Here is a 15,226-nt window from a genome sequence, read left to right on the forward strand (position 1 = left end):
GCTCTCGTGGTCAGACCGGGTCGCGCAGGATCGGGCAGGTCATGCAGTGCCCGCCTCCCCTGCCCTTGCCCAGCTCGAACCCCTCGATCTCGATCACCTCGACGCCGTGCTCACGCAGCTTGCGGTTGGTGAACTCGTTCTTGTGGTACCCGACCACGACCCCGGGCTCCAGGGCGACGAAGTTGCTGCCGCTGTCCCACTGCTCCCTGGCCCGCTGGTAGTCGTCGCCCCCGGTGGGGATGATGTCCAGTTTGCCGATCCCGAGGGCGTCCTCGAACGCGGCGGCCAGGCCCGGCTCGCGGTGGACCCGTACGGCGGTGCCCCGTCTGTCGGCGGGCCGCAGCGAGTGGACCTCGGCGTTCTCGACGACCGGCGGGTATCCGGTCGCCTTGTCGACGTCGAGCAGCGTGAAGACCGTGTCCAGGTGCATGTAGGAGCGGCTCGGCGGGATCTTGACCGCCAGCACCCGGGTCGCGGCCCCGGCGGTGAACAGCTCCTTCGCCAGGTGCTCGACCATGACGGGGCTGGTGCGTTCGCTGACGCCGACGGCGACGACGCCGTTGCCGATGGGCATCATGTCGCCGCCCTCCATGCAGGCGTGCCCGAAGTCCTCCTCGTCGAAGCGGCCGTCGTCGCCCATCGGGGGGTACCAGTAGGCGAAGCCGTCGTCGGCGAACATCGGATGGAAGTGGTAGACGATGCTCTGGTTGATCGTCTCAAGCCGCCGGGCGTGGTAGTAGAGCGGGTTGAGTGAGACGCCGCCGTACAGCCAGGCCGAGGGGTCGCGCTGGTAGAGGGAGTTGGGCAGCGGCGGCAGGATGAACGCCCCCCGCTCGGCCATCGCGGCGACCAGGGAGCGCGCGTCGAAGCCCTCACGCCCGGCCTGCACGGCGGCGGCGAACTCCTCCTTGGTCAGCCCGCCGATCAGGTGTTCGGCGAGTCTGGCCCCGCTCCACGAGGCGAGTTCCGAGCGGACCTCGTCGACGAGGGACGGCCCGACGGTCAGGTGGGTGACCGTGCGCTCGACCGCGTGCCGTTTCGCCTCGGGGGCGGCTTCGAGCGCCTCGGCGAGCAGTTCCTGGTGGTAGAACACCTCGATGCCCCGCCCGCGCATCATCCCGACGAACGCGTCGTGTTCGATCTGGGCGCGGCCGACCCAGAGCACGTCGTCGTAGAGCAGCTCGTCCTTGTTGACCGGGGTCAGCCGTTTCAGGCTCAGGTCGGGCCGGTGCACGATCACCTGCCGCAGCGTGCCGACCTCGGAGTGGACCCCGTACCTCGTGCTCACCGTGTCCCCCTGTCGCTGCCGGTCGCCGTCGGCAACTGCCGGTCGCCGTCGAAGTGGCCGTTCGCGCCACGGCGAACTCACGGGGGACAAACCACAACATCTCCCATCGTTCCCCTGCTTCCCCCAGGGCAACCACGGGGGACCGGGTCAGTTCCCGGCGTCGAGGACGAACCCGGCCAGCTCACGCGCGGAGGCCGCGGGGCCCGTTCCCGGCCTGGTCGCCCCCGCCGCGAGAACACCGTCCACGAGCAGGAGAAGCTGGCCGGCGGCGCGCTCGGGCCGACGGTGTCCCAGCCTGACCAGTTCGTCCTCGAACAACCCGCGCACCCGTTCGCGGTAGTCGCGGGTCACGGCGTGGGCGGGATGACCGGGGTCGGCCAGCGCGAGGTCGGCGGCCAGGTAACGGCACCCCCGGAAGTCCGGCCTGCCGACGATCTCGGCGAGCCGGTCGAAGACGGCCAGCAGCCGGGCGCGGGGATCCTCCCCCGCCGCCCGCATCGTCCGCCGGTAGTCCTCCTCGTCCTCGGCGGTGGTGCGCCGCAGCACCTCGGCGATCAGCCCGTCCTTGCCGCCAAAGTGCTCATACAGCGAGCGGCGCGCCACGTTCGCGGCCTTCAGCAGGGCGTCGACGCCCACCCCGACCCCCTGGGTGTAGGTCAGCTCCCCGGCCGCCTCCAGGAGACGTTCGCGGGGGCCGGGTCCGGTTCGTGTCGTCATGGGGACAGCATTCCACCGGTTGACGAGTAGAACAACCGGTCGATATAAACCTGTAGACCGAACGTTCTATCTCAAGGAGTCACATTGTCAGTCCGGACCACGGCCGAGGTCGTCGACCGCTTCAACCAGGCGTTCGTCGAGCACGCCCCCGCGATCCTCGACGACCTGATCGCCGACGACTGTGTGATGGAGGCGATCCAACCGGCCCCCGACGGCGAACGCGTCGAGGGAGGCGAGGCGTGCCTGGCGTTCTGGCGGGCGCTCGCCGAGGACCGCGCCACGCAGTTCAGCCCCGAGGACGTCACGGTCGCGGGGGACCGCGCGACGATCCGCTGGCGTTACCGGTACGGCGACGGCCCCGCCGACTCGGTTCGCGGCGTCAACCTCATGCGGATCCGCGACGGGCGGATCGTCGAGGCCCTTGGCTACGGCAAGACCGGTGCCCCGGTGCCCCTGGCGACCGACGGCGAGGTCCCGGCGTGACGATCCGCAGCTACCACCTCGACAGCGGCGCCGGGCTCGCGAGCCTGAAGGTCAGGGAGCACCCGGACCCGGTCCCCGGACCCGGGCAGGTCGCGGTCGCCGTACGCGCGACGTCGCTGAGCTTCCGCGAGCTGATGATCCTGCACGGTGACTACGTGCTGCCGGTGAAGCCGGACGTGATCCCGCTGTCCGACGGGGCGGGAGACGTCGTGGCGGTCGGCGCGGGGGTCGATCCCCGGCGGGTCGGCGAACGCGTCATGGCCACGTTGTTCCCCAGCTGGCAGGACGGCCCGTTCGGCCTGGAGCACCTGCCGCAGCGCGGCGGCTCCCTGGACGGCATGCTCACCGAGGTCGCCCTGGTCGAGGAGGAGTCCCTGGTACCGATCCCCCGTCACCTGTCCTACGAGGAGGCCGCGACGCTCCCCTGCGCCGCGGTCACCGCGTGGAACGCCCTGACCGGCATGGGCGGACCGCACCCCGGTCAGACGGTGGTGACGCAGGGCTCCGGCGGAATCTCGCTGTTCGCCCTGCGGTTCGCCAAGGCGCTCGGTGCCCGGGTGATCGCCACGACCAGCGGCCCGGAGAAGGCGGCCCGCCTGCTCGATCTCGGTGCGGACGAGGTCGTCGACTACCGGGCCGTCCCCGACTGGCCCGCCGGGGTCCGCGAGCTGACCGGCGGCCGGGGCGCCGAGCACGTCATCGACGTCACCGGTCAGTTGGAGCGGTCGCTCAGGGCGGCGGCCATGGCGGGGCAGGTGGCCTGTGTGGGCTTCGTCTCCGGCACCGCCGCCCCGATCGACCCACGCCTGCTGTTCGCCTCCGGCGCCACCATGCGTCCCGTCGCGGTCGGCAGCCGGGCCCAGTTCCTCGCCATGAACGAGGTCATCGAGGCCAACGGCCTCCGCCCGCTCATCGACAGCGTCTTCCCCTTCGGCAAGGCCCACGACGCCTACCGCCACTACGCCTCGGGCAGGGCCTTCGGCAAGGTCGTCATCACCGTCTGACCTCGGTCCGTCCGGGATGACGAGCTTCCTCCGTCTCGCCGACGTCGTCTCGGACACCGCCCGCCCCGCCACCGGTCGAAACGCCCGGCGGCCGGCACCGCGGAAATCGACCGCACCGCGATCTCCTCACTCGATTGCGCTCCATGACAATGATTGTGCGCTTATCGACAATGAGCGCGGGCCTCACCTCTCGTAAGATGCCCGTGAATCGAGCTTCAGAAGGCGGTGGCGAGGCCGAAAAATTGATTACGTCCAATCCGGAACGGCGGCGCCCGGATATCGGTTCCCATGACTTCACGGAATCCCGCTCCAAAACCTCGGAATCGACCGGCCGAGGTCCGGTGAACACTGGACGGACCCCGGTACCCGCGCATCCGGGAAAGAGGAGGGAGGGAAACCCGGCGAGACACCCTGGCGACCGATGTGACCTGGGAGAACATCCCATTCCAGAGATTTTCCCGGCGGGCGAGGCCTCCGTCGCGTTTCGCCTTCCCGGTGGCGCCCCGAGCGGCCCCGCTGAAATTCGAGAGGATTCAACCCCTCGGCGGTCGCGGAGGCGGACGATGAGGCCGTACGGCGACGCCTTCTTCGGCCCGCGGGCCGGATCTCCAGCCGGTCGCCGGCGCCGTGAAACGGCACCGGTTCGGACTATCGGTGTTCTTGTTCCGTGATGTGCGTGCGACGGAACAGGCGAACACTCCGTGAAAACGTGGTTACGCAGATTTTGTGGAGGCCTGGGTGCGGTTTTTCCCCCGCGGAGCGGTCATCGCCATGGTCATGGCGCTGCCGGCCGGTGCATTCGTGACCTTCGGCGCCCCGGCGACCGGAAGCACCGCGGCGTCGGCCCCGAAGGCGCCGACAGCGCCTACGGAACAGGCGGCCTCGCAGCAGGCGCGGCACGACAAGGAGCGGGTCGAGGTCTCGGCCCTGCGCACGGAGAACCGCCAGGTGTTCGCCAACCCCGACGGATCGTTCACCTCGGAGACCGCGGCGCTGCCCGAACGGGTACGGCGGGGCGGCGGCTGGGCCGACGTCGACACGACTCTCGTCCTCGCCCAGGACGGGAGCGTGCGAACCGTGGCGACGCCGCTGGACCTGACCTTCTCCGGCGGCGGGACGGCCCCACTGGCCGTCATCGGCGAGGGCGGGCGCTCGGTGGCGATGACCTGGCCCGCGAGCCTGCCGAAACCGGTACTGGAAGGGGACACCGCGACCTACGCCGAGGTGATGCCCGGCGTGGACCTGAAGGTGACCGCGTCGGTGCTCGGCTTCTCCGAGGTGCTCGTGGTCAAGACCAGGCAGGCCGCCGCCAACCCCGCGCTGAACCGGCTGGCCTTCGGCACGCGCGCGACCGGGCTGACGGTGCGTAAGACCGAGACCGGTGGCCTGAGCGCCGTCACCGGGACGGGAGCCGAGGTGTTCCACGCCCCGGCCCCGCGCATGTGGGACTCCTCGGGAACCGAGACGGGGCTTCAGGCCGGGCCACGGCGTGCGAGCAGGCAGGCTCTCATGGGTGTCGAGGTGGCCGGGGACCGTGTCGCGATCACCCCGGACAGGGCCCTGCTGACCTCCCCCGACACGACCTATCCGGTCTACCTCGACCCGCAGTGGTCGGGCTCCAAGCTGGCCTGGACGTATGTCGACAAGGCCTATCCCTCCCAGAAGTACTGGAACTCCAGCCACATGCCGGAGGCCGGTAACTACGGCAGCGGGCTCAAACGGTCGTTCTTCCGGATGGACTCCGACAACGTCAACGGCAAGCACATCCTCAAGGCCACCTTCCGCATCACGCAGGTCAAGTCCTGGGGCTGCACCTCCAGCCCGCAGGCCGTACAGCTCTGGCGCACCGACGGCATCTCCACCTCGACGACCTGGAGCCGCCAGCCGGGCTGGAGCGACCACCTGGGCAGCGTCGCCTCCGACGCCGGTTACAGCTCCTCCTGCCCGGACAAGGGCATCGAGTTCGACGTGACCCGCGCGATCGTCATGGCCGCCAAGTCCGGCTGGGTGAACACGACGTTCGGGCTGAAGGACTCCAACGACACCAGCAGCGGCGTATGGGGGTGGAAGGGCTTCAGCGGCGCGCCGAAGCTCGTCATCGACTACAACACCCCGCCCGCGGCGCCCTCGGGCATCGGTACCTATCCGGCGACACCCTGCGTCGTCGGGGTCTCCCGGCCGTCGGTCAACGCCGGTGACGCGGCGAACCCGCTCCAGCTGAAGGCCAAGATCTACGACCCCGACAAGGCCGGCGACGGCGTGCGGGCCGAGTTCGTCATGCACCACTACAACACGGCCACCGGCCAGTGGGACGACATCACCTCGACCCTGCCCGGTGGAGGCAAGACCGCCTACAAGTACACCACCTCGGCGACCGACCACTCGGTGAAGCTGACCGGGCTCGTCACCGGGCAGAGTTACTCCTACAAGGTGAAGGCCTACGACGGCACCGACTCCAGCGCGTGGAGCAAGTGGTGTGAGTTCACGGTGGACACCGTCGACCCCGCCACCCTGCCCAAGGTGACCTCCCTCGACTACCCGGCCGACACCCCCGACGCCTGGCAGGGCAGCGTGGGCTGGGCGGGCGCCTTCACCCTGTCCCCCGGCGACGGCGAGACCGACGTGACGGCCTTCCGGTGGGCGCTCGACGACCCCGCCCTGGCCACGGCCGCCACCCAGGTGGCGATCCCCGCCGGGCAGACCTCGGTGAACGTACGGCTGGCTCCCCGGCACGACTGGCTGAACGCCCTGTACGTCTATCCCGTGGACCGGGCGGGCAACGTCGGCAAGACCCCGGCCGTCTACGGCTTCTACGTCAACGCCGGGTTCGGCCCCGAGGGGCACTGGCGGCTGGACGAGACCTCGGGGACCACGGCGGCCGACTCCGGGGCGACGACACACCCCCTGACGCTGACCGGGGGCGCCACCTGGGTTGGCGCCCGGGTGGGCGGCGGAATCCGGCTGGACGGCAGCACCGGATACGGCAGCACGACCGGCCCCGTGGTGCACACCGACAGGAGCATGAGCGTGTCCGCCTGGGTCCTGCTGGCCGACGGGAGTAAGAACTCCACCGTCGTCAGCCAGGCCGCCGACGTCGCCTCGGGCTTCCAGCTCTACTACGCCTCCTATTCCAAGCGCTGGGTCTTCAGCAAGTACAGCACCGACAGCGAGACCGAGACCATCTCGAAGGCGCTCAGCGACACCGAGGCGACAACCGGCATCTGGACACACCTGGTGGGCGTGTACGACGCGCCACGCCGCCAGCTGCGGCTGTACGTCAACGGCGTTCTCCAGTCGGCGCCCGCCGCCTTCCCCCACGCGCCCTGGGACGCGACCGGCCCACTGCAACTGGGACGGGTGAGGTGGCACAGCACGTACATCGAGAACTTCGCCGGTGACATCGACGACGTGAAGATCTGGAAGCGGGAGTTGTCCGACGACCCGCGCACGGTCAACGACCCCGGTCTCGGCGACGAGATCGCCGCCATGGCCAAACAGCCGCCCGTCCAGCGCGGCTGGTGGAAGTTCGAGGAGAACACGGGCACCACCGCGGCCAACTCGACCGACAGCCGCTGGCCCGCGACGCTCGGCGGTGGCGCCACCTGGTCAGGGGACGGCTTCGACGGCGGCGGCGCGCTCAGTCTCAACGGCACCACCGCCTACGCGGCCACTTCGTCGGCGCCGATCAGGACCGACCACAGTTACGCGGTGGCGGCGTGGGTGCGCCTGGCGGGTGACGACTCCTGCGTGCTTCCCAGCCGCGTCATGACCGCCCTCGCCCAGGACGGTCCCAGGAACAGCGCCTTCTACCTCGGCTACCGGCTCTACACCGAGAACGGCGTCAAGGTGCCCCGCTGGGCGTTCTCGACGACCGGCAACAACACCGACACCGCCATCTGGACGCACGCCGTGTCGGCCGAGCCCGTCGACTGCTCGGCGCTCAACACCTGGACGCACCTGGCCGGGGTGTACGACGAGCCCGCCAAGCAGATCCGCCTCTACGTCAACGGCCAGCTCGCCGACCAGCGTCCCTCCACCGGCGCCTGGGCCGCGGGCGCCCTGCAGATCGGCCGGTCCAGGTATCTGGGCGTGTCCGTCGACTTCCTCGGCGGTGAGGTGGACGACGTCCGCGCCTACACCGGCACCCTGACCGACCGCCAGGTCATCGACATCGCGTCGAACCTCCCCATCGGCGACTAGCCGGCACCCCCTGGAGGAAAGCGTGTTCGGTTCAAGGCGAGGCCTGATTCCGGTCGCCGGAATCCTGGCGGTCGTACTGCAGGCCGCGTTGATCGGCCCGGCCCCGGCCCCGGCTCAGGCGAGCGGCGGCGACCCGGGGTGGCACAGGGCCCAGGAGCAGCACGCCGTACGGGGCCATGAGGTCAGGGCACGCGGGCCCGTGACGGACCCGGGGGCCCGCTACGACCTCAAGGAGCCGCCCGCGGTGTCCTGGCCCAGCCCTGGCACGGCGACGGTCGAGCTCCCGGCCCCGGCGGACGGTACGGCCAAGGCCGCGCCCACCCTGGCGCGGGCCGGACGGTCGCCGATCCGGCTGGGACCGGCCGTCCCCGTACCCGATGGAGACGGCAGGGCCCTGGCCGGAGGCGGCCCGCCCACCGTCCGGGTACGGGTGCTGGACGCGCGCGCCGCGAGCAGGTCGCGGATCGACGGGCTCGGCGTCCAGCTGACGCCCGGGACCACGCCGTCCGCCCCGGTGCGGGTACCGGTCGAGGTGGACTACTCGGGCTTCCGGTACGCCTTCGGCGGCGACTGGGCCTCCCGGCTACGGCTGGTCCAGCTGCCTCCCTGCGCGGCCACCACCCCCGACCTGCCGTCGTGCCAGACCCGGAAACCGCTGCCCACCCGCAACGACGTCAGGACCGGCCGGCTGTCCGCCGACGTCGGCTTCGCCACCGGCGCCACCGTGACGCTGGCGGCCGAGGCGGCGCCCTCGGGGCCCGCGGGCACCTACGAGGCCACCTCGCTGTCGCCGTCGGCGACCTGGAGCGTCAGCAACCAGAGCGGCGCGTTCTCCTGGTCCTATCCGCTACGCCTGCCACCGACCCCCGGCGGGCCGACGCCCAACATCGGGTTCGTCTACTCCTCGGGAGGCATCGACGGCCGGACGGTCGCCTCCAACAACCAGACCTCCTGGATCGGCGAGGGCTTCGACTACTGGCCCGGCTTCGTCGAGCGCAGGTACAAGCAGTGCGCCGACGACGACGTGAAGCCCAGACGCAACGACCAGTGCTGGGGCAACCACAACGCCACCCTCTCCCTGAACGGCCAGGCCACCGAACTGGTCCTGGACGACGCGACCGGCACCTGGCAGCCCAAGGAGGACGACGGCTCCAAGGTCGAGAGGCTCACCGGCGCGGACAACGGTGACGAGGGCGGCACCGGCGACGACGGCGAGTACTGGCGGGTCACCACCCCCGACGGCACGCAGTACTACTTCGGCCGTGACCACCTGCCCGGCTGGGCGAGCGGCAGGGCGGAGACCGAGTCGACATGGACGGTTCCGGTGTTCGGCGACGACGACGGGGAGCCGTGCCACAAGGCCTCCTTCTCCGACTCCTGGTGCCGGCAGGCGTGGCGGTGGAACCTCGACTACGTCGTGGACCCGCACGGCACGGTCAGCACCTTCTGGTACGGCCGGGAGACCAACCACTACCGCCGTGACGTCACCACCCTGACCAACGGCGTCCCGAACGGCACCCCGACCGTCTACGACCGGGGCGGCTACCTCAAGCGGATCGACTACGGGCAGCGCTCCGACGCGATCTTCACCTCCTCGGCCCCGGCCAGGGTCGTCTTCGACGTCGCGGAGCGGTGCGTCGCGACGTCGAGCTTCGACTGCGCGGAGAGCAAGCTCACCAAGGACAACGCCAAGCACTGGCCGGACGTCCCCTACGACCAGAACTGCGACTCCGGCGACAAGTGCCTCGACCAGTACTCGCCGACCTTCTGGACACGTAAGCGGCTCGCCGCCGTCACCGCGCAGGTGCTGTCCGGCGGCTCGTACAGGGACGTCGACAGCTGGGCCCTCGACCAGGAGATGCGCGCCCCGGGCGACGGAACGGCCGCCGCGCTGTGGCTGGCCGGGATCCGGCACACCGGGAAGGTCGGCGGGACGGCGTCCCTGCCGCAGGTGAGGTTCGCGGGAGTTCAGCGACCCAACCGGGTCGACGCCCTGGAGGGCCGGCCTCCGCTCACCAAGTGGCGGATCTCCGCGATCGACAACGAGACCGGTGGCGCCCTGTCCATCACCTACTCGGACGAGGACTGCCGAGCGGGCGACACCCCCGAACCGGACTCCAACACCCGCCGCTGCTATCCGCAGTACTGGTCTCCCGAGGGCGCCACCTCACCCAAGCTCGACTGGTTCCACAAGTACGTGGTCACCCAGGTCCAGCAGATCGACCGCACCGGCGGCTCTCCGGACGTGCTGGAGACCTACGAGTACCTGGGCGGCGGCGCCTGGCACCACGATGACGACGACGGACTGACCAAGGAGAAGTACAAGACCTGGTCCCAGTGGCGCGGCTACGGCAAGGTGCGCGTGCTGCGCGGAGCCCCCGGTGAACAGCGTTCCAAGGCCGAGTTCACCTACTTCCGCGGGATGGACGGCGACGAACTGTCCGGTGGCGGCACCCGCCACGTCAAGGTCACCGACTCCGAGGGCACGGCCGTCACCGACGCCGAACCCCTGCAGGGCCAGGTCCGCGAGGAGATTCACCACGACGGCCCCTCCGGCGCCGCCATGACGGGCGCGATCAACGGCTACTGGGTCAAACAGACCGCCAAACGGGTCCGATCCTGGGGAACCACCACGGCGAACATGGTGCGCGGCGACAGCGAACGTTCCCGTACCGCGCTGGCCTCCGGCGGGTGGCGGCGCACGACGACCGACACCGAGTACAACGCCGACGGCCTGCCCGTCCAGGTCGACGACCTCGGCGACGACGCCGCCGGTGACGACGACCAGTGCGTCCGCACGACCTACGCCCGCGACGCCGCCCGGTGGCTGGTCTCCTACGCCGTCAGGGTGGAGACGGTGACCAAGGCGTGCGCCGTCACCCCCGAGCGTCCCGGCGACGTGGTCTCCGACGTCCGCAAGTACTACGACGGCAAGGCCTTCGGCGAGGCGCCGTCCAGGGGTGACGTCACCAAGACCGAGAAGCTCGGCTCGTGGGACGGCGGCCCGCGGTACGCCACCGTGGGCTCGACCACCTACGACGTCTACGGCCGTCCGCTGGTGGTCACCGACGCCAACGGCACCACGACCAGGACGGCCTACACCCCGGCCACCGGGCCGGTCACGGCCAAGCAGGAGACCAACGCGCTCGGCCACGTCACCAGGACCGAGGTCGAACCCGCCTGGGGACTTCCCGTCGCGACCACCGACGCCAACGGCAGACGTGCCGAACTGGCCTACGATCCGCTGGGCAGGCTGACCGGGGTGTGGCTGCCCGGCCACGCCAGGGCGACGTACGCCTCGACGCCGAACATGAGGTTCGGCTACCAGATCCGCACCGACGGGCCGACCACCGTCTCGACCTCGACGCTGCGCGACGACGGAACCACCTACACCACCGGTTACGCGCTCTACGACGGCCTGTTACGCGCGCGGCAGACCCAGCAGCCCGCCCCCGGCGGCGGACGGCTGATCAACGACACGCTGTACGACACACGCGGCCTGGTCTACAAGACCAACGACGACTACTACACCGAGGGCGATCCCGGCGGCACGCTGTGGGTCCCGGCCAGCGACGACGACGTCCCCGGCCAGAACGTCACGGTCTACAACGGCATGGAGTGGCCGACCGCGCGGATCTTCCGCAAACGCGGCACCGAGCAGTGGCGCACCACCACGACCTACGGCGGCGACCGGACCAGCGTCGACCCGCCGCCGGGCTCGACCCCGGTCACCACGATCGTCAACGCGCAGGGTGAGACGGTCGAGGTCCGGCAGTACAGGGGTGACTCCCCGACCGGCGACTACGACGCCACGAAGTACACCTACACACGTGCCGGGCAGCCCGCCACCATCACCGACACGGCGGGCAACGCCTGGGGCTACCACTACGACCTGCGGGGCAGGCTGGTCCAGGTCGACGACCCCGACAAGGGCACCGCGAAGCTCGCCTACGACGACAGGTCCGACTGGCTCAAAACGGTCACCGACGCGCGCGGCAAGAGCCTGTTCTTCACCTACGACGCGCTGGGCCGTAAGACCGCCGAGTACGAGGGGACGTCCGCGAGCGGCGTCAAGCTCGCCGAGTGGACGTTCGACAGACTCGCCGACGGCACCGAGGCGAAGGGCCAGCCGGTCTCCTCGACCCGCTATGTCAGCAACGCCGCCACCGGGGCGACGGACGCCTACACCAGCGCCGTGACCGGCTACGACACCGCCTACCGGGTCACCGGGGCCCAGACCGTCGTCCCCGCCGCCGAGGGCGGGCTGGCCGGCACGTACAGGACCACCACCGACTACAACTCCGACGGCACCGTCCACCGCGTCGTACTGCCCGCAGCCGGAGGCCTGCTCGGCGAGACGATGCTGTTCGGCTACGACGACCTCGGCAACCCGACCACGATGCGGGGCCTGACCCCCTACGTCACCTCGACGACCTACTCCAAGCTCGGCCAGGTCCTCGACATGACGCTGAGCACGGGTCTGAAGCGGCTCAAGCGGACCAACTTCTACGAGGAGGGCACCAACCGGCTCACCCGCTCCCTCTACGAGCGCGAGACCGCCCCGATCTCCGTCACGGACACCAACTACACCTACGACCCCTCGGGCAACGTCACCAGGATCGCGGACACACCGTCCGGCCGGCAGGCCGACATCCAGTGCTTCCGGCAGGACCACCTGCAACGCCTGACCGAGGCGTGGACGCCGACCGGTGACTGCGCCGCCGACCCCTCCCCGAGTGTCCTGGGCGGGCCGTCGCCGTACTGGCAGTCCTTCACCTACGACCCGGTGGGCAACCGGACCAAGGAGGTCGACCACCGGACGGCGGGCGACGTCACCAAGACCTACACCTACGCCGGGCCGGGCAGGCCCCAGCCGCACACGCTGACCTCCGTCGAGTACCGGGGCGGCACCCGTGACGGCCAGATCGACACCTACGCCTACGACAAGGCGGGCAACACCACCGAACGCGGCTCGGGCCGCCTGCTGGAGTGGGACGTCGAGGGCCACCTGGCCAGGTCGACCGACCCCTCCGGCGTCAGCACCTACGTCTACGACGCCAACGGCGAACGGCTCATCCGCCGTGACCCGACGTCGGCCACGCTGTACGTCGCCGGCATGGAGATCCGGCTCGACACCGCCACCGGAGCCAAGAGCGCCACCCGCTACTACACCTACGCGGGCAAGACCATCGCCACCCGTACCAGCAGGGGTGTGACCTGGCTCGGCGCGGACCACCACGACAGCGCCGACGTCTCGGTCGACGACACGGAGACCCAGGCGACGAGCCACCGCCGCTTCACCCCCTTCGGGCAGCAACGCGGCACCCCGCCGCCGTTCTGGCCGGGCCAGCGGGGCTACGTCGGCGGCGTCGTCGACGAGGCCACGGCCCTGACCCACCTCGGCGCCCGCGAGTACGACACGGAGACAGGCCGGTTCATCTCGGTCGACCCGGTCTTCGACGTCTCGGACCCGCAGAGCTGGAACGGCTACGCCTACGCCGACAACAACCCGGTCACCGGCTCCGACCCCACAGGCCTGATGTACGACGGCGGCGCACAGCCCTGCCCGTCCTGCCGTGTCACCCCCATCAAGAACCCGGGTGGCAGCGGTGGCGGCATCTACGTCTGGTACACCCCGCCGCCCCCGCCGAGCAACCCGCCGCACTGCGGCCGCTGGAGCTTCGGCTGCAAGACGAAGCACTTCTGGACCAAGCACAAGGCGACCATCGTCAACGTCACCGTCACGGTCGTCGTCACGGTCGGATGCGAGGTCGCCACAGGAGGCGCGGGCAGTATCGGCTGCGTCGCCGCGGGCGGCGCGGCAGGAGGTCTGGCGGGCCACCTCGTCTCGACGCCACGCGACGAGTGGAGCGTCGGCGGCGCGTTCAAGGCCGCGGCGGTCGGCGCCATCACGGAGGTCGCGGGGTACGGCCTGGGCAAGGGAGCCGGCCTGGTCCTCGGCAAGCTCGCCACCACCGCGGCGGGCAGGGTCGTCGCGGAGGCGGCGAGCAAGGCGTCGGGCAAGGTCAGGAACGCCCTCGGCCGGGGCGGTGGCGCGGCGGCCAGAAACGCCGACTCACCGGCCGGTGCGGCCCGTCCTCGTGGCGAGACGGGAAACCCCAAGGCGGAGCCCGGAGGCGGTTCGCCCTGCAACAGCTTCGTCGCGGGCACCCTGGTCAAACTGGCCGACGGCACCTCAAAGGCCATCGAGAAGATCAAGGCGGGCGACAAGGTCCTCGCCACCGACCCGAGAACGGGCAAGACGGAGGCCAAAACCGTCCTGGCCGCCTTCTCCGGCCTCTCCTACCTCGGCCTCGTCCAGATCACCGTGGACACCGACGGCGCCCGGGGAAACGCCACAGGAACCGTCACCGCCACCGAACACCACCTGTTCTGGGACGAGATCACCCACACCTGGATCAGGGCCGACCGGCTTCAGCGGAACGACCACCTCAGAACCCCCAATGGCAAAACCGCAAACGTCCTCACCACGACCTCCGGGCGAACCCACCCCACCGTCTACGACCTGACCGTCGCCGACGTCCACACGTACTACGTGCTGGCGGGACAGAACCCCGTCCTGGTGCACAACTGTGGACCTGAGGCGGAGGTCATCAACCTTCCGGAGGTCACAGCCCCCAAACCCCTCAAGCCATCACAGGCATATGAGGCATGGACTGATTTCCTGGGACCTGGACCGTACACAAACATCCACCCGCGAACCGGGAAGGTGGATCCCAACCGTCTCGTATCCTCCGATGGGCGCCGTAGCATCCGCATGGGGGATCACGAGATGAACAGCAAGCCTACGAAATTCCACTTCCACATGGAGACGTGGGATTGGAACTCCGTGACAAACACATGGACGATCGGCAACACCATGCAGCGAGTTCCCTTGGGGGTGAAATGATGCGAGTGGAAATCCTGCAGGTCCTGGACCCAGCGCAGGGAATCGTACAATTCAGATGCGAGTCCGGCACCGCGTCCGGCCGATGGATGGGAAAGCGCCCTGCAAAACCAGGGCACTTCGATATAGAGATCGAAGTACCAGAAGAGGTCACAGAATGGACTTTCGCCTCTTCAGGCACCACTTCCCTTTCGGAGGCCACCGGAGCAGGGACTGCCACCATAATTGTGGGTTCGGTTATCCGATTCGACGACGGCGATGATTCAACAGTAGAGATCGGAGTGGGGAAGGACATCCTTCTGATCGAAATCACGAATCGTAGGTCGGAGCTTCCCGTGGAAGGTCAGATTTCCTTCTGCGCCCCCGAAATCCAGCTCTATCCGTACGATCTTTAACCGACCCGTCGAATGACACAAGGACGGATTCCGGCAGATTCACCCCGGATGGCCCCGTACGAACTCTCACCCGAACGGTCGACGACCACGACGTGGCGAGCGACTGGAAAATTTCCACCGCAGAGGACAACGAATCGGAACCTGTGATAAACGTCTCAACCGTGCCGGGAGATGACGACCCCTCCACGCCACCGCACCGGAAAGCCGCCTCCGGACACCTCCGACGAAACCG

7 protein-coding genes are annotated in these 15,226 nt (G+C 69.7%); 5 read left to right on the forward strand and 2 right to left on the reverse strand.

Features of this window, described 5'->3' with window-relative positions; translation table 11 throughout:
* Window positions 1-10: 10 nt before the first annotated feature.
* Complete coding sequence (locus ABT340_RS22135) at window positions 11-1,288, reverse strand: arginine deiminase (RefSeq protein ID WP_352012683.1); 1,278 nt, start codon at window positions 1,286-1,288, stop codon at window positions 11-13.
* A gap of 147 nt (window positions 1,289-1,435) precedes the next feature.
* On the reverse strand, window positions 1,436-2,005 hold the full coding sequence (locus tag ABT340_RS22140) for a TetR/AcrR family transcriptional regulator (RefSeq protein WP_352012684.1): 570 nt from the start codon (window positions 2,003-2,005) through the stop codon (window positions 1,436-1,438).
* An 84-nt stretch (window positions 2,006-2,089) separates the two neighbouring features.
* Between ABT340_RS22140 and ABT340_RS22145 the strand changes: the two genes are divergently transcribed.
* The 5 genes from ABT340_RS22145 to ABT340_RS22165 all read left to right on the forward strand — a co-directional run bounded on the left by ABT340_RS22145 (window position 2,090) and on the right by ABT340_RS22165 (window position 14,994).
* On the forward strand, window positions 2,090-2,488 hold the full coding sequence (locus tag ABT340_RS22145; RefSeq protein WP_352012685.1) for a nuclear transport factor 2 family protein: 399 nt from the start codon (window positions 2,090-2,092) through the stop codon (window positions 2,486-2,488).
* Window positions 2,485-3,492 carry a zinc-dependent alcohol dehydrogenase family protein gene (locus ABT340_RS22150; protein ID WP_352012686.1) on the forward strand — a complete coding sequence of 336 codons (1,008 nt, stop codon included), beginning with the start codon at window positions 2,485-2,487 and terminating at the stop codon, window positions 3,490-3,492. The genes ABT340_RS22145 and ABT340_RS22150 overlap by 4 nt, the downstream gene beginning before the upstream one ends.
* 738 nt (window positions 3,493-4,230) lie before the next feature.
* On the forward strand, window positions 4,231-7,692 hold the full coding sequence (locus ABT340_RS22155; RefSeq protein WP_352012687.1) for a LamG-like jellyroll fold domain-containing protein: 3,462 nt from the start codon (window positions 4,231-4,233) through the stop codon (window positions 7,690-7,692).
* Between the two features lie 22 nt (window positions 7,693-7,714).
* On the forward strand, window positions 7,715-14,602 hold the full coding sequence (locus tag ABT340_RS22160) for a polymorphic toxin-type HINT domain-containing protein (RefSeq protein WP_352012688.1): 6,888 nt from the start codon (window positions 7,715-7,717) through the stop codon (window positions 14,600-14,602).
* A gap of 5 nt (window positions 14,603-14,607) precedes the next feature.
* Entirely contained in the window at window positions 14,608-14,994 is a 387-nt protein-coding gene (locus ABT340_RS22165) for a hypothetical protein (protein WP_352012689.1), read from the forward strand.
* Window positions 14,995-15,226 lie beyond the last annotated feature (232 nt).

The organism is Streptosporangium sp. NPDC000239, from assembly GCF_040300765.1.
Classification (GTDB): Bacteria; Actinomycetota; Actinomycetes; order Streptosporangiales; family Streptosporangiaceae; genus Streptosporangium.

Coding starts and splice junctions, on each gene's coding strand:
- ABT340_RS22140 (WP_352012684.1), bottom strand. CDS start 2,005: ATGACGACACGAACCGGACCCGGCCCCCGCGAACGTCTCCTGGAGGCG.